Source organism: Rhodoferax lithotrophicus (genome assembly GCF_019973615.1).
GTDB classification, from domain to species: domain Bacteria; phylum Pseudomonadota; class Gammaproteobacteria; order Burkholderiales; family Burkholderiaceae_C; genus Rhodoferax; species Rhodoferax lithotrophicus.
The window spans coordinates 2,803,432-2,827,003 of the sequence record NZ_AP024238.1 but is presented as its reverse complement, the minus strand read 5'-3'; the positions used below and the strand labels follow the sequence as shown (position 1 = coordinate 2,827,003).

At 52.4% G+C, this 23,572-nt stretch carries 24 protein-coding genes; 18 read left to right on the top strand and 6 right to left on the bottom strand.

Features of this window, described 5'->3' with window-relative positions; translation table 11 throughout:
- The first annotated feature begins 9 nt into the window (after window positions 1-9).
- The 4 genes from LDN84_RS13030 to LDN84_RS13015 all read left to right on the top strand — a co-directional run bounded on the left by LDN84_RS13030 (window position 10) and on the right by LDN84_RS13015 (window position 5,137).
- Window positions 10-975 carry a tRNA dihydrouridine synthase gene (locus tag LDN84_RS13030; RefSeq protein ID WP_223903885.1) on the top strand — a complete coding sequence of 322 codons (966 nt, stop codon included), beginning with the start codon at window positions 10-12 and terminating at the stop codon, window positions 973-975.
- An 83-nt stretch (window positions 976-1,058) separates the two neighbouring features.
- Window positions 1,059-1,421, top strand: coding sequence for an ATP-dependent Clp protease adapter ClpS (gene clpS / locus LDN84_RS13025; protein WP_223903884.1), 363 nt, complete (start codon window positions 1,059-1,061; stop codon window positions 1,419-1,421).
- An 84-nt stretch (window positions 1,422-1,505) separates the two neighbouring features.
- Window positions 1,506-3,833 carry an ATP-dependent Clp protease ATP-binding subunit ClpA gene (clpA, locus tag LDN84_RS13020; RefSeq protein ID WP_223903883.1) on the top strand — a complete coding sequence of 776 codons (2,328 nt, stop codon included), beginning with the start codon at window positions 1,506-1,508 and terminating at the stop codon, window positions 3,831-3,833.
- Between the two features lie 431 nt (window positions 3,834-4,264).
- Window positions 4,265-5,137, top strand: a complete 873-nt coding sequence (locus LDN84_RS13015) for a patatin-like phospholipase family protein (RefSeq protein WP_223903882.1) — start codon at window positions 4,265-4,267, stop codon at window positions 5,135-5,137.
- A gap of 206 nt (window positions 5,138-5,343) precedes the next feature.
- Here the strand turns inward: LDN84_RS13015 and phaP are convergent, their stop codons facing one another.
- Window positions 5,344-5,886, bottom strand: a complete 543-nt coding sequence (gene phaP / locus LDN84_RS13010) for a phasin family protein (protein ID WP_223903881.1) — start codon at window positions 5,884-5,886, stop codon at window positions 5,344-5,346.
- 293 nt (window positions 5,887-6,179) lie between these two features.
- Here phaP and LDN84_RS13005 point away from each other — a divergent pair, with 293 nt between their 5' ends.
- The 11 genes from LDN84_RS13005 to LDN84_RS12955 all read left to right on the top strand — a co-directional run bounded on the left by LDN84_RS13005 (window position 6,180) and on the right by LDN84_RS12955 (window position 14,140).
- Window positions 6,180-6,983, top strand: coding sequence for a (Fe-S)-binding protein (locus LDN84_RS13005; protein ID WP_223903880.1), 804 nt, complete (start codon window positions 6,180-6,182; stop codon window positions 6,981-6,983).
- A complete protein-coding gene (locus tag LDN84_RS13000) occupies window positions 6,980-7,654 on the top strand; it encodes a LutC/YkgG family protein (protein WP_223903879.1) in 675 nt (224 codons plus the stop codon). The genes LDN84_RS13005 and LDN84_RS13000 overlap by 4 nt, the downstream gene beginning before the upstream one ends.
- Window positions 7,651-9,084 carry a LutB/LldF family L-lactate oxidation iron-sulfur protein gene (locus tag LDN84_RS12995; RefSeq protein WP_223903878.1) on the top strand — a complete coding sequence of 478 codons (1,434 nt, stop codon included), beginning with the start codon at window positions 7,651-7,653 and terminating at the stop codon, window positions 9,082-9,084. Before LDN84_RS13000 ends, LDN84_RS12995 begins: the two co-directional genes overlap by 4 nt.
- Before the next feature lie 67 nt (window positions 9,085-9,151).
- Window positions 9,152-9,598, top strand: coding sequence for an acyl-CoA thioesterase (locus tag LDN84_RS12990; RefSeq protein ID WP_435405949.1), 447 nt, complete (start codon window positions 9,152-9,154; stop codon window positions 9,596-9,598).
- Window positions 9,595-10,320, top strand: coding sequence for a nitroreductase (locus LDN84_RS12985; protein WP_223903877.1), 726 nt, complete (start codon window positions 9,595-9,597; stop codon window positions 10,318-10,320). The genes LDN84_RS12990 and LDN84_RS12985 overlap by 4 nt, the downstream gene beginning before the upstream one ends.
- 103 nt (window positions 10,321-10,423) lie before the next feature.
- The gene (locus LDN84_RS12980) at window positions 10,424-10,786 is read left to right on the top strand and encodes a roadblock/LC7 domain-containing protein (protein WP_223903876.1); all 363 of its coding nucleotides are present in this window, start codon (window positions 10,424-10,426) and stop codon (window positions 10,784-10,786) included.
- 11 nt (window positions 10,787-10,797) lie between these two features.
- Window positions 10,798-11,292 carry a PAS domain-containing protein gene (locus tag LDN84_RS12975; protein ID WP_223903875.1) on the top strand — a complete coding sequence of 165 codons (495 nt, stop codon included), beginning with the start codon at window positions 10,798-10,800 and terminating at the stop codon, window positions 11,290-11,292.
- Window positions 11,289-12,038: a phosphate/phosphite/phosphonate ABC transporter substrate-binding protein gene (locus LDN84_RS12970; RefSeq protein ID WP_223903874.1), complete on the top strand. Its 750-nt coding sequence runs from the start codon at window positions 11,289-11,291 to the stop codon at window positions 12,036-12,038. The genes LDN84_RS12975 and LDN84_RS12970 overlap by 4 nt, the downstream gene beginning before the upstream one ends.
- An 11-nt stretch (window positions 12,039-12,049) precedes the next feature.
- Window positions 12,050-12,637 carry a hypothetical protein gene (locus LDN84_RS12965; RefSeq protein ID WP_223903873.1) on the top strand — a complete coding sequence of 196 codons (588 nt, stop codon included), beginning with the start codon at window positions 12,050-12,052 and terminating at the stop codon, window positions 12,635-12,637.
- Window positions 12,634-13,473, top strand: coding sequence for a hypothetical protein (locus LDN84_RS12960; protein ID WP_223903872.1), 840 nt, complete (start codon window positions 12,634-12,636; stop codon window positions 13,471-13,473). The genes LDN84_RS12965 and LDN84_RS12960 overlap by 4 nt, the downstream gene beginning before the upstream one ends.
- A gap of 49 nt (window positions 13,474-13,522) precedes the next feature.
- Complete coding sequence (locus LDN84_RS12955) at window positions 13,523-14,140, top strand: hypothetical protein (RefSeq protein WP_223903871.1); 618 nt, start codon at window positions 13,523-13,525, stop codon at window positions 14,138-14,140.
- A gap of 25 nt (window positions 14,141-14,165) precedes the next feature.
- On the opposite strand, the gene LDN84_RS12950 is transcribed toward LDN84_RS12955, so the two are convergent.
- From LDN84_RS12950 to LDN84_RS12935, 5 genes are read right to left on the bottom strand one after another with little or no spacing between them, the layout of a single operon-like run.
- Window positions 14,166-15,248 carry an outer membrane protein assembly factor BamC gene (locus LDN84_RS12950; protein WP_223903870.1) on the bottom strand — a complete coding sequence of 361 codons (1,083 nt, stop codon included), beginning with the start codon at window positions 15,246-15,248 and terminating at the stop codon, window positions 14,166-14,168.
- A gap of 38 nt (window positions 15,249-15,286) precedes the next feature.
- A complete protein-coding gene (dapA, locus tag LDN84_RS12945) occupies window positions 15,287-16,180 on the bottom strand; it encodes a 4-hydroxy-tetrahydrodipicolinate synthase (RefSeq protein WP_223903869.1) in 894 nt (297 codons plus the stop codon).
- Window positions 16,181-16,208: 28 nt separating this feature from the next.
- Window positions 16,209-16,793: a class I SAM-dependent methyltransferase gene (locus LDN84_RS12940; RefSeq protein ID WP_223912984.1), complete on the bottom strand. Its 585-nt coding sequence runs from the start codon at window positions 16,791-16,793 to the stop codon at window positions 16,209-16,211.
- Window positions 16,793-16,918: a hypothetical protein gene (locus LDN84_RS22925; protein WP_255610554.1), complete on the bottom strand. Its 126-nt coding sequence runs from the start codon at window positions 16,916-16,918 to the stop codon at window positions 16,793-16,795. The genes LDN84_RS12940 and LDN84_RS22925 overlap by 1 nt, the downstream gene beginning before the upstream one ends.
- Window positions 16,919-16,921: 3 nt before the next feature.
- Window positions 16,922-18,142 (bottom strand): MFS transporter, encoded by a 1,221-nt coding sequence (locus LDN84_RS12935; RefSeq protein ID WP_223903868.1) that lies wholly within the window; start codon window positions 18,140-18,142, stop codon window positions 16,922-16,924.
- A 110-nt stretch (window positions 18,143-18,252) separates the two neighbouring features.
- On the opposite strand from LDN84_RS12935, the gene LDN84_RS12930 reads away from it, so the two are divergent.
- From LDN84_RS12930 to parC, 3 genes are all read left to right on the top strand, one after another.
- The gene (locus LDN84_RS12930) at window positions 18,253-20,223 is read left to right on the top strand and encodes a DNA topoisomerase IV subunit B (RefSeq protein ID WP_223903867.1); all 1,971 of its coding nucleotides are present in this window, start codon (window positions 18,253-18,255) and stop codon (window positions 20,221-20,223) included.
- A gap of 80 nt (window positions 20,224-20,303) precedes the next feature.
- The gene (locus LDN84_RS12925) at window positions 20,304-21,080 is read left to right on the top strand and encodes a lytic transglycosylase domain-containing protein (protein ID WP_223903866.1); all 777 of its coding nucleotides are present in this window, start codon (window positions 20,304-20,306) and stop codon (window positions 21,078-21,080) included.
- 24 nt (window positions 21,081-21,104) lie between these two features.
- Entirely contained in the window at window positions 21,105-23,483 is a 2,379-nt protein-coding gene (gene parC, locus LDN84_RS12920; protein WP_223903865.1) for a DNA topoisomerase IV subunit A, read from the top strand.
- The last annotated feature ends 89 nt before the right edge of the window (window positions 23,484-23,572 follow it).

Sequence of the window (23,572 nt, the reverse complement as noted above, 5' to 3'; positions counted from 1 at the left end):
TAAACCATCATGATCTTGCTTCTTGCCCCCATGGAGGGGTTGCTGGACTTTGTACTGCGTGACATTCTGACCCGTGTGGGTGGAGTGGATCGGTGTGTCTCAGAGTTCATTCGTATCACCGATCAGCTGTTGCCCGAGCGCGTGTTTATCCGCGATGTGCCTGAGCTGTTGCAGGGCAGCAAAACTGCATCTGGTGTGCCGGTACGTCCCCAGTTGTTGGGCTCTGATCCGCTGTGTTTGGCGGATAACGCGGCTTGCCTTGCGGGTTTGGGGGCCGAGGGCATTGATTTGAATTTTGGTTGTCCGTCACCCGTGGTGAACCGTCATCGTGGTGGATCGGCATTGTTGGAAGAGCCCGAGGTTCTTTACCGCATTGTGCTGGCTGTCCGTCGGGCCGTGCCTGGTCATTTGCCAGTGTCGGCCAAGATGCGCTTGGGTTTGCATGATGATCGCCGGGCTGAAGAGTGTGCCTTGGCGATTGAAGCAGGCGGTGCGAGTGAACTGGTGGTGCATGCCCGAACCAAGACCGATGGCTACCGACCACCTGCTTATTGGGAGCGTATTGCCGATATTGGCTCCGTGGTACACCTGCCATTGGTCGCCAATGGTGAAATCTGGACGGTGGCGGATGCCCAGCGTTGCCGCGAGGTGTCGGGCTGCCAGAGTTTGATGTTGGGGCGTGGCATGGTGGCCAACCCGGGGCTGGCCCAGGCCATTCGTGCAATGGATGCACAACATTGCGAGCCGGTTGTTATGACTTGGCCGGTTCTTTTTGAATTGATTGATCAGTTCTGGTGGCTGGTGGTCGAGCATCTGGATCGGGATCAACAAACCGGAAGACTCAAGCAGTGGTTGAACCTGTTGCGCCGCGTCTATCCCCAGGCGCAGGCGGCTTTTATGGCGGTGCGACCCTTTCATAACCCGGCAGATGTGGTGAATTGGCTGAAGGGGCAACGCCTCAGTCTGGATGTTTAAGGGGTATTGACCTTGAATTCTGTGGAATCGGTGCCATGTCCAGATCTAGTTGCAGGTCCAGCCGAGCCCGATAGAATGATTTCATGGTCACAAAAACTCCCAAAATTAACCTGCCCAAACCACCTCGGGTGGTTGAAGACGATAGCGACGGCACTGTGGTGCTGGAACGCCGTACCCAAAAAACACGCCCACCGTCCATGTATCAGGTGGTGATGCTCAATGATGACTACACACCGATGGAGTTTGTGGTGATGGTGATTCAAGAGTTTTTTAGCAAAGACCTTGAAACCGCTACGCAAATCATGCTGAAAATTCACCTGGATGGTCGAGGTGTTTGTGGTGTGTATTCGCGTGATGTTGCTGCCACCAAGGTCGATCAGGTGATGGATGCTGCCAACAAAGCAGGGCATCCATTGCAGTGTGTCAGTGAACCGGTGCAACCCTGAAGTCAACTTATTCCACTTGACCGAACCTGAATTAGAAATCAGATTACAGTCAAGTCTCACTACAAAGCTATCAAAAGGAACTCTATGATTGCCCAAGAACTGGAAGTCAGCCTTCACATGGCGTTTGTCGAGGCGCGTCAACAGCGCCATGAATTCATCACTGTGGAGCATTTATTGCTCGCTTTACTTGACAACCCCAGCGCTGCTGAGGTTTTGCGGGCGTGCTCAGCCAATATTGATGACCTGCGCAAGTCGTTGGTCACCTTCATCAAAGACAACACACCGCAAGTGGCGGGCAGTGATGACGTGGACACACAACCCACGCTGGGTTTTCAGCGGGTGATTCAGCGTGCCATCATGCACGTGCAGTCCACCGGCAGCGGTAAAAAAGAAGTCACCGGAGCCAATGTTCTGGTAGCCATTTTTGGTGAAAAAGATTCGCACGCGGTGTATTACCTGCATCAGCAGGGTGTGACGCGTCTGGATGTGGTGAATTTTATTGCCCACGGCATCAAAAAGAGTGATCCACCTGAACCGCCGAAATCTGGTGACGCGCCAGCAGAAGCAGAGGATGCTTCTGCCGAGAAGAATGAGAAAGCTTCTCCTCTTGAGCAATATACCCAAAACCTCAACCAGATGGCTAAAGACGGCAAGATTGACCCGCTGATTGGGCGTGAGTACGAGGTTGAGCGCGTTATCCAGATTCTGTGCCGTCGCCGCAAAAACAACCCCTTGCTGGTGGGCGAGGCCGGGGTGGGTAAAACCGCCATTGCAGAAGGTTTGGCATGGCGCATCACGCAAAAAGCGGTGCCGGAGATATTGGCTGAATCCACGGTGTACTCTCTGGACATGGGAGCTCTGCTGGCCGGAACCAAATACCGGGGTGATTTTGAGCAACGTCTCAAGGCTGTGCTTAAGGCCTTGAAAGACAAGCCCAATACAGTCTTGTTCATTGATGAGATTCACACCTTGATTGGTGCGGGGGCTGCATCCGGTGGGACGTTGGATGCTTCCAATTTGCTCAAACCTGCGTTGAGCAACGGTGCACTCAAATGTATTGGTGCGACCACGTTCACCGAATACCGTGGCATTTTCGAGAAAGATGCTGCGCTGTCTCGGCGCTTCCAAAAAGTGGATGTGCTTGAACCCACGGTGGAAGAAACCGTTGAAATTCTCAAAGGGCTCAAATCCCGCTTTGAAGAACACCATAACGTCAAGTATGCGGCTGCCGCGCTGCAGGCTGCTGCAGAGTTGAGTGCCAAATACATCAATGATCGGCATTTGCCCGATAAAGCCATTGATGTGATTGACGAAGCCGGCGCAGCACAGCGTATTTTGGCTCCTAGCAAGCGCAAGAAGATTATCTCTAAGGCCGAAGTGGAAGAGATCGTGGCCAAAATTGCCCGCATCCCACCCGCCAATGTGTCCAATGATGACCGTGGCAAGCTTAAAACCCTTGAGCGTGACTTGCGCAATGTGGTGTTTGGGCAGGACCCGGCATTGGACAAATTGGCCTCGGCCGTCAAGATGGCGCGCTCGGGCTTGGGCAAAGGCGACAAACCGATTGGTTCATTCTTGTTCAGTGGCCCTACTGGTGTCGGCAAAACAGAAGCTGCCAAGCAACTGGCCTACATCATGGGCATTGAACTGATCCGCTTTGACATGAGTGAATACATGGAGCAGCATGCGGTGAGTCGTTTGATTGGCGCGCCTCCGGGCTATGTGGGTTTTGATCAGGGTGGACTGTTGACCGAGGCCATCACCAAGAAGCCGCATTGTGTGTTGCTGCTTGATGAAATTGAAAAAGCCCATCCGGCGATTTTTAATGTTTTGCTGCAGGTGATGGATCACGGCACACTGACCGACAACAATGGACGCAAGGCTGATTTCCGCAACGTCATCATCATCATGACTACCAATGCGGGTGCTCAAACCATGAACAAGGCCAGTATTGGCTTTACCAACCCGCGTGAAGCCGGTGATGAAATGGCGGACATCAAACGTATGTTTACACCTGAATTCCGCAATCGCCTGGATGCCATTGTCAGTTTCAAGGCATTGGATGAAAACGTGATTATGCGGGTGGTTGACAAATTCTTGCTCCAGCTTGAATCCCAATTGGCAGATAAGAAGGTGGAGGTTACCTTTACGGACAAGCTGCGCAAGCATCTGGCCAAAAAAGGGTTTGACCCTATGATGGGCGCGCGGCCCATGCAGCGCTTGATTCAGGACACCATTCGCCGTGCCTTGGCTGATGAGTTGCTTTTTGGTCGTTTGATTGACGGTGGGCGCTTGACAGTTGACTTGGATGACCGTGATGCGAACAAGACGGAAGTCTTGTTGGATATTCAGCCCTTGCCTAAAAAAGAAGGCAAGGCTAAACCTGAATCACAGGAAGCCAGCACTATTTGAAACCGATCAAAATCCAGCATGCGCCGGATTTTGATCTCGCTTATGTCCACCTCATTCATATTGAGGGTTCAGGCGTTGAGCTGTCCAAAGTACTGGGAATGTAGCGTGGTGTTGGAGCGTTTGGCCCGCTGTGCACTTGTTTGTGCTATGTCATTCCGCCAGAAACAGGATGCGATGCGTGTGGTTTGGTGCGTGTAAGAATAATCACGGCGCTCATCGAACAACTTTACCTAGATTGTCGGCATGGGCTCTGCATGACACAGAGATGTCATTGTGGAACACCCCCGACTTTAATGTATTGCAACCATCTGTTGGCTTCTTCATTGTCCATGGCGAGATGTGTCATCTAGCAAAATGAAGTGATTCATCACAAATAAAAAGTCGCTTATCTTAAAAAAGGAATATCGGTGAATCGGCAATGTTGTATTTTTTTGGCGACTTTTTTATTGGTCGGTTGTTCGAGTGTTCCTACGGAAAACAGACCGCATGATCCCGTTGACAAGGTTGCTGTTGTTACGCCTAAAGCACCGAAGGTCGCTCTGGTGTTGGGGGGGGGTGCTGCACGAGGTTTTGCTCACATTGGAGTTATTCAGGCACTTGAAGAGTCTGGTATACCGATTGACATGGTTGTGGGAACTTCGGCTGGAAGTGTGGTGGCCGCACTCCATGCCAGTGGTAAAAGTGGAACTGAGTTGCAGCGGATAGCTCTCTCAATGGAAGAGGCCTCATTTTCGGACTGGCGCTTGCCTTTGTTTACACCAGGAGTTATCAAAGGTGAAGCATTGGCCAGATTCATTCGGGCTCAGGTGGATGCCAAGCAAATTCAGGATTTGCCGATACGTCTTGGCATTGTTGCGACAGATTTGCAAAGTGGGCAGGGGATTCTTTTTCAACGTGGTGATGTGGCAATGGCAGTACGCGCATCAAGTGCCATTCCTGCTGTCTTTCAACCGGTGTCCATCTCAGGGCATGAGTACGTTGATGGTGGTTTGGTGGCTCCTGTTCCTGTGAGTTATGCACGACAAATGGGGGCTGAAGTGATCATTGCGGTCGATATTTCGGCAGCACCTCAGGCGAATGCATCACAAGACTCTTTTCAAATTTTGATGAAGACTTTCGCCATCATGGGAAGCAGCATCAACAGGTTTGAGCTTCGTGATGCAGATGTGGTGGTTAAGCCCTCGCTGCAAGGCTTGTCCAGCACCAGTTTTTCTTCAAGGAAAGAAGCGATAACGGCTGGGTACCAGTCCATGCTATCCATGCTTGGCAAACTGCGTAATGCGATTCAGACCAAGCGTCGATAAAAATGGATAAAAAAAGGGCTGATCTTACGATCAGCCCTGAAGGGATCCCTGAACCTGAAGGTTTCGAAAGGACCCGAGGAGACAACCAGCAGAAACCAAAGGTTTCAATAAAAGGTAGGTGAGTATCTCAGGGTTTTCCCTTGTACTTTAGAGTCAATCACCTGAATTTTGCAAAAAAAATACGAGACGGTGAATTTTCTTTGAAATTAACGTTTCTTGGCCGCAGGTTTGACGGCGCTGGAAGCGTTTGTTGTCACAGCTTTGAAATTGGCTTCTGCAACATCAGTGGCTTGTTTGACAGCTTTTTGAACTGATTCGAGTGCATTGTTAGCTGCAGCTACAGCACTTTTCATTACAGCGACGGCTGATTCAGTGCCTGCAGGTGCATTTTGGGTCGCAGAGTCAATCAAACCTGTAAATTTTTCTTGCACTTCACTGGCTTGATTTTCCAAAGCCTTTGTGAACTCGCCGCTTGTGCTTGTGGCGATCTCGTACAGATGACGGCTGTATGCAGCAGTTTTTTCAGCCAAGGGCTGCAACAGGCTTTGTTGCAGTGCAATCAGTTCTTGTGCATCTTTAACATTCAGCAAAGCTTTGGCGTTCTCACCAGTTTCACTCAAAGCTGCTTTGGAGGCGCTTAGATTCAGTTCAACAATTTTTTCTACACCTTCAAAAGCTTTGGATGTAAGGCCCAACAGGGTTTCTACATTGGCTTTTTGCGCAGCGAGGATTTGTTCAACGGTCAGCATATCAATTACTCCATGATGTTAATAAAGTGGTATCTGCCCAGTAACTGCGTAAGAACTCGCCGGTTGTTGCAGTGCAGCATGGTTTGAATTATAGGGTTATCCCGATACTTTGCAAGTTATTTTTGTTGCATTGCAGCAAATTCATATAAAAATATTTTCCATTGGCAGTTGTACTGTTGAAAAGTAGCTGGAGATTGAAAATTTGACAAGTCATCTAAGATGAATTTCACATAGAGTGGTCTTTATTGTGCTCACAATGCCCGTTTCTAGATCCTAAAAATAGGAGATGCTCGATGACTTCACATGGCTTTCTCAAACGCAATTACCCCTCCAAGCCTTCTGATGTGTATCTTTTCTCAACCTGCTTGATTGATCAATTCACACCGCAAGCAGGCTTGAATACGGTAAATCTGCTTGAGAGAGAGGGTATTCGTGTTCATTTTCCTGGGCAACAAACCTGTTGTGGTCAGCCTGCACACAGTAGTGGTTACCCAAGTGAAGCACGTTCAGTCGCTTTGGCTCAACTGAATTTGTTTGTCGAGCCATGGCCTGTTGTGGTGCCTTCGGGCTCTTGTGGCGGCATGATACGCAGTCACTACCCACACTTGTTTGCCCATGACCCTGAACTGTATGCCAAAGCGGTGGCATTGTCTAATCGGGTATATGAGTTAAGTGAGTTTCTGGTTCACGTGGTTCACTTCAGTCACAGAGACCAAGGCACGCCTTGCACGATAGCTTTGCACACCTCATGTCATGCACGTCGTCAAATGGGTGTGCATGACACCAGTGCTGCGCTGTTGGATAGTCTGGAAAATGTGCAAGTGAAAGAGCAGGTGCGGATCGATGAGTGTTGTGGTTTTGGTGGTACCTTTGCCTTGCTCTATCCTGATATTTCAGAAGCGATTGCAACTGATAAAGTGGCCGCTATTAAAGCCACAGGAGCTTCATGTGTGGTCAGCGCGGATTGTGGGTGCTTGCTCAATATTACGGGTCGTTCAGCCAAACAAGATGAGTTGGCGGGTTGTCAAGTGCCAAGTTTGCCGGGCGAGCATTTGGCTACTTTCTTGTGGCAGCGTACCCACGGGGGGCCAGTATGAGTGCTCGTGAACATATTTTGGCTCGCTTGCTGCAATCTAAGGTATCTGTTTATCCTGATTTACCGGATGTCGCCAACTGGTTCAAAGTGCATCAACGTAGTGAGGGTATCGTGCAGCGGACTGAACGCTTGCGGGCGGCTCTTGAGGCTGTGCACACAGAGATACATGAAGTGACGCATGCCAATTGGACTGATGTATTACTTCATGTGGCATCTTGCAAAGGTTTACGTCAATTGCTGATCGGATCGAATACGCCACATGGATTTGCGTTGCAGTCTTGTCAAACAGGTGGTTTGCAGCTAATTTCTTATGACAAGCCAATCGATACTTGGCGCGACTTGTTGTTTGATGGTGTTGATTCGGCGTTGACCTTTGCGCGTGGTGCGTTAGCTGAAACCGGTAGCCTGATTCTTTGGCCCAGTCCTAGCGAGCCGCGTTTGATGTCGTTGGTGCCTTCCACGCATTTTGTGTTGCTGGATGTAGACACCATTTACGCTGATTTTTACGCAGCCATGACGGCAGAAGGTTGGGCAAAAGGTATGCCAACGAATGCCCTGCTGGTATGTGGACCGTCCAAAACTGCAGACATTCAGCAAACCTTGGCCTATGGTGCACATGGGCCTAAAGAGTTGGTGGTGCTGTTGCGTCAAACTTTGAAGGGTGCAGCATGAGCAAAGCAATTCAAATTCAGTCGATCAAAGCTTTCAAAACCCGCAGTAAAGCGGTGCTGGACAACCCAGGGCAACGTAAAAACTTTCGTGGTGCAATGGACTTTTTGCAAGCCAAACGGCGCGCGCAATTCACTGATGAGGATGAGTTGCAAAGTTTGCGTGAACTTGGCGCATCTATAAGACGTTATAGCTTGGCCAATTTGCCACGTTTGCTAGAGCAACTTGAAACTCAATTGACTGCGAATGGTGTGCAGGTACATTGGGCACAAAACTCGGATGAAGCAAATGCAATTGCCTTGAGTATTGCTCAGCGCGTGCAAGCTAAAAGCATTATCAAAGGCAAATCCATGGTAAGCGAAGAGGTGGGTTTTAACCATGCCATGGCGGCAGCTGGTATAGAAGCTTTTGAGTCGGATATGGGCGAATATATTGTGCAGTTGGCAGGTGAAGCCCCGTCTCACATCATCATGCCAGCGATTCACAAAACCAAGCAAGAAATTGCTCAGTTGTTTGCGGATGAAGTACCGGGTGTCAGTTATACCGAAGACGTGGATGCGTTGATTCAAATTGGTCGACGGGTATTGCGGCACAAGTTTGCAGACGCAGATATCGGTTTGTCGGGTGTTAATTTTGCTGTGGCCGAAACGGGTACGTTGTGTCTGGTTGAAAATGAAGGCAATGGCCGGATGTGCACCACGGTACCCAAGGTACATATTGCAATCACAGGTATTGAAAAAGTAGTCGAAAAGCTTGAGCATGTGCCACCGCTATTAAGCTTGTTAACGCGTTCTGCAACGGGTCAGTCCATAACGACCTACGTCAACATGATCAGCGGTCCACGTAAGGTGGATGAGAAAGATGGTCCGCAAGAGGTTCATCTGATTTTGCTTGACAACGGACGAACCCAAGCCTATGCAGATGACGAATTGCGTGCTACTTTGCAGTGCATTCGCTGTGGTGCCTGTATGAACCACTGCCCGGTCTATGCGCGTATTGGTGGACATGCTTATGGCACTACTTACCCAGGGCCAATTGGTGCCATTATCTCGCCACACATGCTGGGGTTGGATATGACTTACCCGTTAGCCTTTGCTTCGACACTATGTGGTGCTTGCAACGAAGTGTGCCCAGTCAAGATTCCTATTACAGACATTTTGGTGCGCTTGCGAAATGAAGCGCAAGCCAAACCTGAGACTGAAGAAGCCACCTTGCGCGGCAGCGGATCTGCGCGCACAGTAGCCGCTTCGGCGGTGTGGAGTATGTGGTCGCAGGTGTATAGCAGGTCTGGACTTTACAAGTTAGCGTCTTGGTTCATGAGCCGAGGCAGATCCTTATCACCCTCTGAACAAGGTGCCTGGACGCGCAGTCGTACACCATTGGTTCCCGCGCCCAAGCGTTTGCGTGATTTGATGAAAGATCGTCAACAGTAAATTGTCCTTATGTCAGCGCCATGTGGTGATGACGCTGGCAAAATGGTTCACCATGAGTGACCCAAAAATGACAAGCGGGCTGTCTGCCAAACCACAGCCCGAACCTCGCAGCGCTTATCGGCTATTTCAAACGATTACCACCCGCTGGATGGACAATGATGTGTATGGTCATGTTAACAACGTGGTCTATTACAGCTGGTTTGACACTGCGGTCAATGCTGAACTGATCAAGCAAGGTGTGCTGGACATGGCGCGTGGTGACACCATCGGCCTGGTAATCGAAACTCAATGTAATTACTTTGCGCCATTGACTTTTCCTCAGTTGATTGAGGCAGGTATCCGTGTTGCACACATTGGAAATTCCAGCGTACGTTATGAGGTTGGTCTGTTTGCGCAAGGTGAAATGCAAACTGCAGCCAAAGGGCATTTTGTTCATGTCTATGTGGATCGGCATTCGCGCCGCCCAGTGCTTTTGCCCAAAGTATTCAAACGTATTTTAGAAAATTTTTTATGAACCAAACTCAATCCATAGATCAAGCGGTTGTGACCGCTGCTGTAGACGCAACGATTACTTCGCGCAGATCGATTCGAGCATTTACCCAGCAGCAGGTGCCTCGCGAGACAATTCAAGAGATTTTGCAAGTAGCCAGCCGGGCTCCATCGGGAACCAATACTCAGCCTTGGAAGGTTTATGTCTTGCAGGGGCAAAGTAGGCAAACACTGGTAGACAAAGTTTGCGCAGCCCACAATGCCCTGCGAGCTAACCCTGCCTTGATCAGCGAGTTTCAGGAGGCTTATGACTACTATCCTGAAAAATGGGTGAGTCCGTACATTGACAGGCGCCGTGAAAACGGTTGGAGCCTGTATGGTTTATTGGATATTGGCAAGGGTGACAAGGACAAAATGCATTTTCAGCATCAGCGGAATTTTCAATTTTTTGATGCACCAGTTGGTTTGATGTTCACTATTGACCGCATCATGGGCCGTGGTTCCATGTTGGATACGGGCATGTTTTTGCAAAATGTCATGCTCGCTGCACGAGCCAGGGGATTGCACACTTGCCCTCAAGCAGCTTGGAATGGGTTTACCAGTATCATCCTGCCGCACATCGGTGCAGGAACTGATGAAATGCTTCTTTGTGGGATGGCCTTGGGATATGCTGCAGAAGCAGATAAAGTAAATTCATTACATACGCCGAGAGAACCAGTGACGAAATTTACGCGTTGGCTTGAATAAGGCAGATGAATGGTTGATGTCCAGCCTAAAAGAGGGTTGCTTATCAACATGAGCTTAATTTTCAAGAGTACTAATTTATTGGTTTTATGTAAAGGATGTGACTATGCGAACAGATATGTTTCAACAATCGCTGGAGGACCTTAATGGTTCTACGGCGGACATTGAAGCCTCAGCTTTGATTTCTACCGATGGACTGATGATCGCATCAGCACTGCCTCATGGTATGGATGAGGATCGGATTGGCGCGATGTCTGCCGCTTTGCTATCTTTGGGTGAGCGTACTGCACGTGAATTGGCGCGGGGTTCGTTAGAACGTGTGTTGATTCAAGGCGAACGTGGCTACGTCATCATGAGTTCAGCCGGTCCTGAAGCAGTATTGACTGTACTCGCCAAGTCCAATGCAAAATTGGGCCTCATTTTTCTGGACATCAAGCGTGCTGCTGAGACGCTGTCCAAATTGATTTAACGGGGTTCTTCATGAGGCTTACCGATATGGCTCAACCTGCTGAGCCTTCAAAACAAAGCAGACTAACTTATTTCGATGGTTCTTCTCGCATTGTTTATGTAACTGATCTTGAGGTACCGTTTCCGCAAGGACGGTTAATCGTATCAAGCACCGATCTAAATGGCATCATTACCCATGCGAATGATGCTTTTGTGGAAATGAGTGGCTACTCTCGGGATGAGTTAATCGGTGCACCACACCATATCCTCCGCCACCCAGACATGCCCAAAGTTGCGTTCAAAGGACTTTGGGATGATGTGGCAGCGGGTAAAAAATGGCACGGTTACGTGAAAAATCTGCGAAAAGATGGCTTCTATTATTGGGTATACGCCACTGCCGTGCCCAATATTCGTAACGGTGTTATTGTGGGTTATACCTCAGTACGTCGCAAACCTTCTCGAACCCGTATCAATGAATTAATACCTCTGTATAAGCAGTGGCTTGATCAGGAAAGATCTGTATCATGACAATCACTTTTTTGATTGCCCCCGATTTTTCTCCAGAGCGTTTTGCGGGCTGGCATATGCTCAATACTGCTTTGCAACGGCGCTCAGGCGTTCACCTTCACTTGGTGACCCCTGCTACTGCTCACGAGCAATCTGAAGTCATGGCAACTGGTCAAGCCGACTTGGTGTACGCCAATCCTTTTGATGCGGTGGATATGATTCGTACTCAAGGTTATGTCCCCTTTGCTCGTCCGGCACAGCGTTTTGATGAAATGGTTATTGCGACAGGTTCCGAGTCTGGTGTAGCGACAGTGGAGGATTTGCGACCTGGTTGTCGTATTGCATTAACTGAAAACAGGGATGTGAAATTAATCGGTTTGCGCTTGCTGGAACCTGCTGATCTGGCGGAGTCTCATATTGAATGGGTTCATGTTGACAGTTACCAAGCTGCGGCCCGTAAAGCAATCAAAGGCGAGGTGGAAGCTGCTTTTTTTCTGGCGGATGCATATGCCTCCTTGACAAAGTTGACGCGTAGCCATCTGCGTGTGCTGGTTGAGAGCGCCATTCACGATATTTCCCATGTGCTTCTAGCTCATCCGCGTTTGGCTGGCGATCTTGCTGCTATTGAAAAAGCATTTTTGGGCATTGGTCAAATACAGGGTGATGTTGAGCTTCTGGATGCGCTTGGTTTTCCTCATGGATTTGAAGTCATGTCACAAGAGCAGGCGGAGTTCATGATTGACTTGATGGACACCTTGTTAGATTGAGGTGTGAGCAAGTGACTACACCTGTATTTAATAGTATGGAGACGATGCGCAAGGAATTGCGCCGTCATGCACGCAGCATCATGCGCGAGACCAGCAATGTCAGCGCTCATTTGGGTCGCTTGCATGCAGCTTTGGCTTTAACTGGGGCTGAGCCAGCCCAAGGGGCATTGGCTGACATGTTTGTTGCTTTTGGTGAATCGCAATCGGTGCTAAAACGCGCCGGACTTGAATTGGTGCGAGACCGTTTGTCAGAGCATGTGTTGCGTTGGTTTGAGTCCCAGGTAGATGCCCCAGCGCTTTATTCAATCACACCATTGGCTACTCGATGGAGTGTTCTTGCAACATCTTCTGCCGATATTTCCACACGTGCAAGGCGGTGTAGTGTTGATGATTCCCGGTTATTGGCCGCTCAAGCTATTGCCGCTATTGAGCGCGATGACCAAAAATCCTTACAAGCCTTTTTGCATCACTGTGTCACCTGTCATGACAATTTGGCTTTCATGTTGGCACGCCGGGCCATGTTACGTTTGGGGGCGAGCCTTCCTCCTGAGTGGGATCTGACCAGTAAACAGTTGGAGCAATCCATGGAGTTGACATGAAATTGACAGTGCTGGGCATGCCGTCTAGAGATGCCATAGCTTTTGACATGTTCATGCAAAAATCCATGACGGGGTGGACCTGGGAACATATGTTGGCGACGCATGCCGATCAACGTATCAATGCCGACATTTTGGTAGTAGACATGGCAGCACATGGTTGGGCTCAAGGAAATGATGCCAATTTGGCTCAGTTGAGGCAGCTTGTGGGTCAGAATTTTGCAGTATTACTGGTTTCTGCGCAGGATCACACTTGGGCAAAGTTGATGGCCGCTTTGCCTATGCCTCAATGGATATGGTTAGGCAAGCCCTATGGGGCTCATCGTATGCGCGAGGTGTTGGCTCAGTTTGCGGCCCACGCCCAAAACACCCCACATTCGACCACATCGCTACGCAACAAGTCAGCTGTACCTGTCAAGACGGTGGGGGCGGATGTGCATCCAACGAGACAGCTCAAGCATGCTGGATCACCTTCTGCGCCGACATTAAGTCCAGATATTTTGGCTGCTCAATTGGCACTTGCTCCGCTTGAGAGATACACCTTGTTGCGGCAAATGCTGAATGGAATCCAAACCCGGATTCCTTTTGAGATGCGTTTTACCGTTCAAAACTCTCTTATTGTGAACCCTGAGGAAGCTTGGGTGGCGACCAACACGCCCTTACCGGTGATTGCACGTGTGTGTGATAGCAGTGCATTGGCGGCAGCAGTTTCTGTTCGCGCACTGGAAGCAAGTGAGGCTGAAGAACGGGCGCACCGACTGGGCATGGCGTTTAAGGATATGTATACCTTTTTGCATGAAATTTCAGCGGGACTAAGGATGTCGAAAACAGACAACTAGGTTGTTTTCGCCATTCTCTGCATTCATTTTTAATTTTTCTTGAAACATCATGACACACCCAACATCTGACTGGTTCATGTTGACACCCTCAGGTGTCTTGCGCGCTTTTGGTTCGATCAAGCCTGACACCACTGCTCTTTCGATGCAGATTTTGCTCACAGGGGAGTGTGCACTGGAACAGGCCAATTGGATGCAACTTGGAGAGTTGGATGCAGTGCAAATTGCCGAAATGCAAGTCCAAGGTTGGGTGCAAGCCCTGCCACGCCCATTACAAGGGCCCGATGCCAAACTGGATGACTTTTTGCAACACGTTATTGCGTCGCTATCTGCCGAGCGCCGAGCGGTACTGGCTTCGCAAGAGGGGTTTTGCTTGGGTCGCAGTGGCTTAACTCAGGATGAGGCCGATGTTCTCAGTGCTGCAGCTGCAGATTTTTCAGAATTTGCATTGCGTCAAGCTAAACGCGGCTGGCGCGGCGCTTCCGGCTACGTGGCTTTTCACTCGGATCCTGAGTTTTTGTTGCCAGATCACTCTTTTGTGCCATTTTGGGTTGATGGCACGGGATATTGGCTCATTTTGTTGGGTGAGCCACTGCTCAATAATCCGGCTCTCGTGGAGTTGCTCTGGGGAATCAAGCAGGCCGGAACCCGGTTCTCATCAGGCAGGTAAAGGTTTTACGCCGCCTGATGTTGTTTTATTTCAGATCGTCTGCAATCACCTGAACAATGCGCCGGGCTTGTTCAGCAGGTGCAGTCGAGCCATCTGCATTTTGTACAGAAACCGTCGTGAGATTACCTTGACTCAGCACTGCGATACGGAATTTTTGGGGAGCATTGTCTTTGGGAGATGAGCTGAACAAATTGCTGAAGAACCCTGGTTCAGCCTTGTCCGCCACAGAAGCTACATAACGCACAAAGTAAATGCCTTTACTGCGGTCACGGTCTTCAACGGTGAAGTTGGTTCGATCCAGAGACAAGCCGACGCGACGCCAAGCACGGTCAAAACCATCCTCAATCTGAACCACTGGCTGGCCATTCACCTGGCTGATTTTTGCACCATTTTGAGCCACACCTGCAGCCACGATGACTTTGGATTGCTCTTGAGTCACACCAAGTTTCACCATCAAACGACGCAAAAATTCAGCTTCGAGCTCTGGATCTGCGGCACGTGGTTGCCAAACGGTTTGGTCTTTACTGGCGCTACTGTAGACCTCCATCATGCCTCGATGGCTGATGAAGATATCTGTACCGCCATTGGCGTTACGTTCCAGTCGCGTGCGGAATTTGTCGCGTTCACCCGTGGAGTACAAGGAGTCAAATACCTTGCCGATGGTGCTGCGAATGATATCCTGGGGAATCTTGGCCCGATTTTCAGCCCAGTCGGTTTCCATAATGCCCAGATTGGCTTGATCCATAGCCAGCAAAAAACCGTTCTCTTGCCAGAAGTCCTTGACTGGTTCCCATAGCTTGTCTGCCGGGCGATCAATCACCAGCCAACGCTGATTGCCTGCCCGTTCAATTCGAACATCGCCCAAGGCTGTTACGGCGGTTGGCGTTGTCTGAACGCTGGTTTGACCAAGCTGAAAGCTTGATGCAGTCACTGGCGCGCCGGGGGCCGCGTATCGTGTTTCGCGGGAAAGTTGGGTTAAATCCGGGGGAATATCCAGCGGTGGGGCTTTCCCCGCACTTTTGTAATCCACTTTGTCACCCTGCAGAACCGAGCAGGCTCCCAGAGTAAGGCTCAAGCCAAGAAGTGCAAGTTTGGAAAAATGATTCACGAAAGTCCTTTGGGTCAATATTCAGAACAGCGTCGGGCTCAAATCAGGCCAACAGCCTGCATGGCAGCTTCAACCACAGGCTCATTGGCCGATGTCAATTCGGTTAAAGGCAAACGCATGGTGCCGCCGCACAGGTTCATGCGAGCGACAGCCCACTTGACCGGAATAGGGTTGGCCTCCACAAACAAATTTTTGTGCAGGGGCATCAATTTAAACTGGATATCCATGGCGCGTTTGACATCACCAGCCAGAGCCGCCATGCACAGTTCATGCATCAGTCGTGGCGCTACATTCGCAGTCACACTGATATTGCCATGACCACCACACAGCATCAGCGCGACCGCAGTGGGGTCATCACCCGAATAAATCGCAAAGTTTTCCGGTGCTTGTTTGATGAGCCACTGAGCGCGGTCAATGTTGCCGGTAGCTTCCTTGATGCCCACAATGCCTGGCACTTCTGCCAGACGCAAGACCGTTTCGACTGCCATATCCGCCACCGAGCGTCCTGGCACGTTGTACAAAATCAAGGGCAGTTCTACCGCTTCAGCAATCGCTTTGAAGTGTTGGTACTGACCTTCTTGTGTGGGCTTGTTGTAATAGGGAACAACCTGAAGTTGGCTGTCTGCCCCCACTTTTTTGGCGAATTTAGCCAGTTCAATGGCTTCAGCTGTGCAGTTGGAGCCGCAGCCTGCCATGATCGGTATACGTCCTGCTGCCTGCTCAACCGCAACCCTGATGATTTCACAGTGTTCCGTGACGCTGACCGTAGGTGATTCACCCGTGGTGCCGACAACACCTACGCAATCAGTGCCTTCGGCTACGTGCCAGTCGATCAACTTTCGCAAGGCGGCGTAGTCTACGCTGCCATCGGCAAGCATGGGGGTAACCAAGGCAACGATGCTGCCGGTAAGGATGCGCTGAGGAAGTGTCATCTTGAGTTCTGGTGAAGAAAGTAACTGATTATTCTAGCGAGAGTAGGTGGCGTTCCGGTATCTGTCCTGATTCTGTCGTGGCTATAGGCTTAATGGCCGCAATGCGTTGCACAAAACGTGCGGGGCGAGCCAGAAAACCATCTTCAAAAGCAATCACCTGAAAGTTTTGGCACCATTGCAGCAACTCTGCTGGTTTTAACAAAAAATCGGGGCGAGAGGGTTTGCCAACAGTTTCATTACCATGGGCAAAAGTTTCATACAGCAGCAAACCGCCAGGCGCCAGGCTTGCCAACAGGGTTGGAAACAAAGGTCGCCAGAGATAGTTGGTCACGATGACCGCATCAAATGTTTGTGGCTCGCCTTCGCAACTGAATGGCCATGGTCCGTTTTCAATATCGGCCTGTAACGCTGTACCGTACCTGCTAGCCGACTCAATCGCTTGCGTTGAGCGATCAATACCTACACAGTGGCAGCCTTGCCCGGTCAACCATTTCATATGTCGGCCATGGCCGCAAGCGATGTCGAGAACGCTGGCACCGCCGGGCAACAAGTGTGTCCAGCGTTTCACCCAGGCAGAGGGTTCGCTCGCAAGATGATGCTGATGCACATCCATCAAAAACACCCCCACACCTGATTGGCCAGCGTCAACATGAAGTCAGGCCGCGTGTACATGGCAAATACCAATGCCAAGGTACAAGCCAAGACCAAGTACCACATCGACTTATGGTGATGCTTCATGTTTCAAACACCTTGTTGAACAGGTGTGCGCACCAAGGCAGCTTCTTTGATGGGCAAATTCAGCAAAGCTGCCAACACCCCCAGTCCAATGGCGATATACCAAACCAGATCATAGCTACCGGTGCGGTCATACAAAAAACCACCCAGCCAGACACCTAGAAATGAACCGATTTGATGGCTGAAAAACACAAAGCCACTTAACATCGATAAATGCGCCACACCAAAAATCTGAGCTACAGCTGCATTGGTCGGAGGCACGGTGGACAACCACAACAACCCCATCACGGCAGAAAACACATACACACTCATGGGGGTCAAAGGCACGACCAAAAACACGCTGATCACAACTGCGCGAGCAAGGTAAATGAAGGCCAGGATAAATTTCTTTTCGACCTTTTGACCCAGCAGGCCGGAAGCGTATGTACCCAATACATTAAACAAACCAATCAGCGCCAGTGAATAACTGGCCACTTGGGGCGCAAGGCCCTGGTCTTTTAAGTAGCTTGGCATGTGTACGCCGATAAATACCACCTGAAAACCACAGACAAAATAGCCTGCCATCAGTAACTGAAAGCTGCGGTATGGGAAGGCCTCCTGAAGTGCCTGCATGATCGATTGATCCCTGAAATGTCCGGCACCGTCACGAAAATGAGGTTCACGCAGTCCTCTGGCCAAAGGAATCATCAGCAAGGCCGCCGCGGCCAATGCCACCAAAGCCTGTTGCCAGCCGATGTTGTTGATCAAGAAACCTTCTGTAGGCACCATTAAAAATTGGCCAAATGAACCCGCCGCAGCAGCAATGCCCATCGCCCATGAGCGCCTGTTGGCGCTGATATTGCGCCCAATCACGCCGTAAACGATGGCATAAGTGGTGCCCGCCTGCGCCATGCCAATCAAGCCGCCAGCGGTTAGTGAGAACACGAGTGCAGATGTGGCGTAGGCCATGCCAATCAAGCCCATGGCGTACAAAATGGAGCCAGTCAGAATCACCCGGAAAGCACCAAAACGATCTGCCAGCATGCCAGCAAAAATACCGGAAACCCCCCACACCAGATTTTGAATGGCAATGGCGAACGCGAATGTTTCGCGACTCCAGTTCTGCGCTTGTGTGATGGGCTGAAGCCACAAGCCAAAACCGTGTCGAATGCCCATGGACAGGGTCACAATGGCTGCGCCGCAGATCAAAACCTGCTGGATGGAAAGTGAATGAGGTCGATGTGTCATGTAGGGAATATAACGAATCGTCTTATCACCGTGTTCAAGTCAATTAATTCCAGTTGGATACTGGTTTTTAATACAGCTGTTTGAGGCCTACCTGATTACAATGCGCCGCTATGGCTACCAAACCCAACTCCGAATACTCCGAAGGTTCCATTCGCGTCCTGAAAGGACTGGAGCCCGTCAAGCAACGCCCGGGCATGTACACCCGTACCGACAACCCGGCCCACATCATCCAGGAAGTGCTGGACAACGCGGCAGACGAAGCCCTGGCCGGGCATGGCAAAAAAATCAAGGTGATTGTTCACGCCGATGGCTCGATCACGGTCGAGGATGATGGCCGCGGCATCCCGTTTGGCATGCACCCCACTGAAAACGCCCCGGTGATCGAACTGGTGTTCACGCAACTCCATGCCGGTGGCAAGTTTGACAAAGGCAAGGGCGGTGCCTACAGCTTCTCGGGTGGACTGCACGGCGTGGGTGTAAGCGTCACCAATGCCCTGGCCTTGCGCCTGGAAGCCACCACTTACCGCGAAGGGCAGGTGGCACGCTTGGTGTTTGCCGGTGGCGATGTGATTGAGCCGCTGGTGGTGCGCCCCGCAGCCGAGGGCGACCGCAAATCGGGCACCACGGTGCGGGTCTGGCCGGATGGTCAATACTTTGAATCACTCACCTGGCCCATGGCGCTTTTAGAGCACCTGTTGCGCAGCAAAGCCGTGTTGATGCCTGGTGTGACGGTGACCCTGGTGCAAGAGAAAACCAAAGAGACCCAAACCTGGGTCTTCAAAGGCGGCTTGCGTGACTATTTGACGCAGACTCTGCCGGTTGATCCGGTGATACCCCTGTTTGAAGGGGACGGTTTTGCCGATGCCCATAACGACAGCTTTGCCGAAGGCGAAGGCGCGGCTTGGTGTGTGGCTTTTACCGACGAGGGGCAACCGGTACGCGAAAGTTACGTCAACCTGATCCCCACCAGCGCTGGGGGTACCCATGAGGCCGGTTTGCGCGATGGCTTGTTCACCGCTGTGAAAAGTTTTGTGGACTTGCATTCTCTGCTGCCCAAAGGAGTCAAGCTGCTGCCTGACGATGTGTTTGCACGGGCCAGCTTTGTCTTGTCCACCAAAGTGCTCGATCCGCAGTTTCAGGGGCAAATCAAGGAACGTTTGAATTCGCGTGATGCCGTTCGGCTGGTCTCCAGCTTTGTTCGCCCGGCCCTGGAGCTGTGGCTGAACCAGAATGTGGAATACGGCAAAAAGCTGGCCGAAATGGCCATCAAAGCCGCGCAGAGCCGTCAAAAAGCCGGTCAAAAAGTTGAAAAGCGCAAAGGCTCCGGCGTGGCCGTGCTGCCCGGCAAGTTGACCGACTGCGAAAGCCGTGACATATCTGAGAACGAAGTGTTTCTGGTCGAAGGTGACTCCGCCGGTGGCAGCGCCAAAATGGGCCGCAACAAGGAAAGTCAGGCGATTCTGCCATTGCGCGGCAAAGTGCTGAACACCTGGGAGGTGGATCGCGACCGCCTGTTTGCCAACAACGAAATTCATGACATTGCCGTGGCCATCGGGGTTGACCCGCATGGCCCAAGCGACACGCCTGACCTGAGTGGCCTGCGCTACGGCAAGATTTGCATTCTGAGCGACGCGGACGTGGACGGCTCGCACATCCAGGTGCTGCTGCTGACCCTGTTTTTCAAACACTTTCCCAAATTGATTGATGCCGGCCACGTGTTTGTCGCCCGCCCACCCTTGTTCCGGGTCGATGCCCCGGCGCGTGGCAAAAAACCGGCCTCCAAGTCCTACGCCCTGGATGAAGGCGAGTTGACCGCCATTCTGGACAAGCTGCGCAAGGAAGGTGTGCGCGAAGGGGCCTGGACCATCAGCCGCTTCAAAGGCCTGGGCGAAATGAATGCCGAGCAATTGTGGGACACCACCCTGAACCCTGACACCCGTCGTCTGTTACCGGTGCAGCTGGGTGCGCTGGACTTGCTGCAGACTGCCGAATTGATGAACAAGCTGATGGGCAAGGGTGAGGCCGGTGCACGCCGCGAGCTGATGGAATTGCATGGCGACTCGGTTGATCTGGACGTGTGACGTGAGTCAATCCGGCCATGTGCATCAACAATCTTCATAAAACAAGCCTTTGGCGCTTGTCTTTGCTGCTTGTAATGCTCATGTTTTTGAATCAGATGGCTGTTGCCGATGTGTGGACGTTCATTGATGAAACAGGGCGGGCCCACTTTGCCAATACCCAAATCGATGCGCGTTACGAGGTGTTTTTCCGCGACGCAGCGGGCAGCGAATCCGCAGGGGGACAGACCACCGGGGCAGAGAATCCTGCGACTGCGCCTGCCGGAACATCCCGCGTGGTGACGTATTTTGAAATTTCGCCACAGGTGAAGGCGGTGAAACACCATTTGCGTGAGGCCGCGCAAAAACAGCGCATTGATCTGGAATTGCTCCAGGCCATTATTGCCACCGAATCGGGCTTTGACCCTCTGGTGGTGTCACCCAAAGGCGCTGTTGGCCTGATGCAGCTGACCCCCGAGACGGCTTTGCGCTTTGGTGTTCAGGCGGATGCCAGAACATCGATTGAGAAAAAGCTGACCGACCCGCACATCAACATCCAGGCTGGCAGCCGCTACCTGGCCTACTTGCTGGCACTCTTTCCGGGTGAAATGGAATTGGCGCTGGCTGCCTACAACGCTGGCGTTGGCGCCGTGATGCGGGCGGGCCGACGCATTCCCAATTTTCAGGAAACCCAGCGCTACGTCAAAACCGTCATGCAGCTTTATCTGGCGCTCAAACCCCCGGCACAACTGGCGAGCCGCAAAGCGGACATCAGGCCCGGCAATGGGCGCATCCGGGTCACCATGGGGGGCGCGGTCAACCGTGGCAACCTGCCCCCCATGCCGGTGCAGCCGGTACCGGTGGATATCTTCAATTTTTAGTTTTTAGTTTTTTTGTGTGCCTTCATGACTGACCAACCGATGATCGATTTCCCTGCGCCACCCGAGCGCGACCAGCCCGACGACGAGCTCAACCTGGCCAGCTACGCCCAGCGCGCCTACCTGGAATACGCTTTGAGCGTGGTCAAGGGTCGCGCGCTGCCCGACGTGTGTGACGGCCAGAAACCGGTGCAGCGGCGCATTTTGTACGCCATGAGCCGCATGGGCCTGGGCTTTGGCGGGGCCAATGGCAACACCGGGGCCAAGCCGGTCAAATGTGCCCGGGTAGTCGGTGATGTGCTGGGCCGTTTTCACCCGCACGGCGACTCCTCTGTGTATGACGCTGCGGTGCGCATGGCGCAAGACTTCTCGCTGCGTTACCCGCTGGTGGACGGCCAGGGCAACTTTGGCTCGCGCGACGGCGATGGCGCTGCCGCCATGCGCTACACCGAAGCCCGCTTGGCCAAAATCACCAGCCTGCTGCTGGATGAAATTGACGAAGGCACGGTTGACTTTGTGCCCAATTACGACGGCAGCACTGAAGAGCCCAGCCAGTTGCCCGCCCGCCTGCCGTTTGCCCTGCTCAACGGGGCCAGCGGCATTGCCGTCGGCCTGGCCACCGAAATCCCCAGCCACAACCTGCGCGAAGTGGCCGATGCCTGCATCGCTCTGATCAAATCCCCTCAGTTGACCGATGACGAGCTGTACGCCCTGGTACCCGGCCCGGACTTCCCCGGCGGTGGCCAAATCATCAGCAGCGCCACCGACATTGCCGACGCTTACCGCACGGGCCGTGGCTCGCTCAAATGCCGCGCTCGCTGGAAGATTGAAGAACTCGCCCGTGGCCAATGGCAACTGGTGGTGACCGAGCTGCCCCCCGGTGTCAGCACCCAGCGCGTGCTGGAAGAAATCGAGGAACTCACCAACCCGAAAATCAAGGCCGGCAAAAAAGCCCTGTCGCTGGAGCAAAACCAGCTCAAGGCCACCGTGCTGTCGGTGCTGGACGGCGTGCGCGACGAGTCCAGCAAAGACGCTGCCGTGCGCCTGGTGTGTGAACCCAAAACCAGCAAAATTGGCCAGCAAGAGCTGATCAACACCCTGCTGGCCCACACCAGTCTGGAAACCTCCAGCCCGATCAACCTGACCATGATCGGGCTTGATGGTCGGCCCACGCAAAAATCCCTGCGCCAGATGTTCACCGAGTGGATTGCCTTCCGGCAAAGCACCATCGAGCGGCGCACCCGGCACCGTCTGGGCAAGGTGCTCGATCGCATCCACATCCTGGAGGGCAGGGCGCTGGTGCTGCTCAACATTGACGAGGTGATTGCCATCATCCGCCAAAGCGACGAGCCCAAAGCCGCGCTGATTGCCCGTTTCCACCTCTCCGAGCGGCAGGCTGAAGACATTCTGGAAATCCGCCTGCGCCAATTGGCCCGGCTGGAAGCCATCAAGATTGAACAAGAGTTGGCCGGTCTGCGTGAAGAACAGCACAAGCTGGAAGACATCTTGGCCAACCCCAGCAGCCTGCGCCGCCTGATGATCAAAGAGATCGAGGGTGATGCCAAAACCTTCCAGGACGCGCGCCGTACCCTGATCCAGGCCGAGAAAAAAGCCGTGCTAGAAATCAAGGTGGTGGACGAACCGGTGACTGTGGTGGTCAGCCAAAAAGGCTGGGTGCGCACGCAAAAAGGCTGGGCCAGCCGTGACCGCCAAGGCGCGGCAGAGGCCCCGCAATACGCCTTCAAGGCTGGTGATGCGCTGTTTGCCACCTACGAATGTCGCACCGTCGACACCTTGCTGGCCTTTGGCTCCAATGGCCGGGTCTACTCGGTGGCGGTCTCGCTGCTGCCCGGCGGCCGTGGTGACGGCCAGCCCATCACCAGCCTGATCGAGCTGGAAGCCGGCACCCAACTGCTGTCCTACTTTGCCGGCCCGGTGGAAGCCACGCTGCTGCTGTCGAGCTCGGCCGGTTATGGTTTCACCGCCACCGTGGCCAACATGATCTCGCGGCAAAAAGCCGGCAAGGCCTTTGTCACCATCAACGAAGGCGAAACCCTGTGCCAACCCTCGCTGGTGGTCAATGCCGCCACCGGCGTGCCTGCTGCCACCCATGTGGCCTGCGCCTCCACCGGCGGGCGGATTCTGACTTTCGAAATCAGCGAACTCAAAACCATGGCCAACGGTGGCCGTGGCCTGATGTTGCTCGATCTGGAAGACAAAGACAGCCTGGCCGGAGCCGCCGCCTACACCCGCAGCGTGCGTATTGACGGCATCGGTCGCGGTGGCAAAGAGCGCGACGAAACCCTGGAAATCCGCAGCCTCAACAACGCCCGCAGCGCCCGGGCGCGCAAGGGCAAGCTGGCCGACCTGGGCTTCAAACCCGTCACCATCCGCCGGGTCGAATAAACCTGCTCAGGCAGCCTTGAAAGGCGGGCTGCATGCGGCTCTGGAAATGGCTTGAATCACCGCCCTGCATACCTGCCACAACGCTGGGG

Coding starts and splice junctions, on each gene's coding strand:
- LDN84_RS12995 (WP_223903878.1), top strand. CDS start 7,651: ATGAGCAAAGCAATTCAAATTCAGTCGATCAAAGCTTTCAAAACCCGC.
- LDN84_RS12955 (WP_223903871.1), top strand. CDS start 13,523: ATGACACACCCAACATCTGACTGGTTCATGTTGACACCCTCAGGTGTC.
- LDN84_RS12990 (WP_435405949.1), top strand. CDS start 9,152: ATGACAAGCGGGCTGTCTGCCAAACCACAGCCCGAACCTCGCAGCGCT.
- LDN84_RS13030 (WP_223903885.1), top strand. CDS start 10: ATGATCTTGCTTCTTGCCCCCATGGAGGGGTTGCTGGACTTTGTACTG.
- dapA (WP_223903869.1), bottom strand. CDS start 16,180: ATGACACTTCCTCAGCGCATCCTTACCGGCAGCATCGTTGCCTTGGTT.
- LDN84_RS12930 (WP_223903867.1), top strand. CDS start 18,253: ATGGCTACCAAACCCAACTCCGAATACTCCGAAGGTTCCATTCGCGTC.
- parC (WP_223903865.1), top strand. CDS start 21,105: ATGACTGACCAACCGATGATCGATTTCCCTGCGCCACCCGAGCGCGAC.
- LDN84_RS12975 (WP_223903875.1), top strand. CDS start 10,798: ATGAGGCTTACCGATATGGCTCAACCTGCTGAGCCTTCAAAACAAAGC.
- LDN84_RS12935 (WP_223903868.1), bottom strand. CDS start 18,142: ATGACACATCGACCTCATTCACTTTCCATCCAGCAGGTTTTGATCTGC.
- LDN84_RS13005 (WP_223903880.1), top strand. CDS start 6,180: ATGACTTCACATGGCTTTCTCAAACGCAATTACCCCTCCAAGCCTTCT.
- phaP (WP_223903881.1), bottom strand. CDS start 5,886: ATGCTGACCGTTGAACAAATCCTCGCTGCGCAAAAAGCCAATGTAGAA.
- LDN84_RS12925 (WP_223903866.1), top strand. CDS start 20,304: ATGTTTTTGAATCAGATGGCTGTTGCCGATGTGTGGACGTTCATTGAT.
- LDN84_RS12960 (WP_223903872.1), top strand. CDS start 12,634: ATGAAATTGACAGTGCTGGGCATGCCGTCTAGAGATGCCATAGCTTTT.
- LDN84_RS13000 (WP_223903879.1), top strand. CDS start 6,980: ATGAGTGCTCGTGAACATATTTTGGCTCGCTTGCTGCAATCTAAGGTA.
- clpS (WP_223903884.1), top strand. CDS start 1,059: ATGGTCACAAAAACTCCCAAAATTAACCTGCCCAAACCACCTCGGGTG.
- clpA (WP_223903883.1), top strand. CDS start 1,506: ATGATTGCCCAAGAACTGGAAGTCAGCCTTCACATGGCGTTTGTCGAG.
- LDN84_RS12985 (WP_223903877.1), top strand. CDS start 9,595: ATGAACCAAACTCAATCCATAGATCAAGCGGTTGTGACCGCTGCTGTA.
- LDN84_RS12970 (WP_223903874.1), top strand. CDS start 11,289: ATGACAATCACTTTTTTGATTGCCCCCGATTTTTCTCCAGAGCGTTTT.
- LDN84_RS22925 (WP_255610554.1), bottom strand. CDS start 16,918: ATGAAGCATCACCATAAGTCGATGTGGTACTTGGTCTTGGCTTGTACC.
- LDN84_RS12940 (WP_223912984.1), bottom strand. CDS start 16,793: ATGGATGTGCATCAGCATCATCTTGCGAGCGAACCCTCTGCCTGGGTG.
- LDN84_RS12980 (WP_223903876.1), top strand. CDS start 10,424: ATGCGAACAGATATGTTTCAACAATCGCTGGAGGACCTTAATGGTTCT.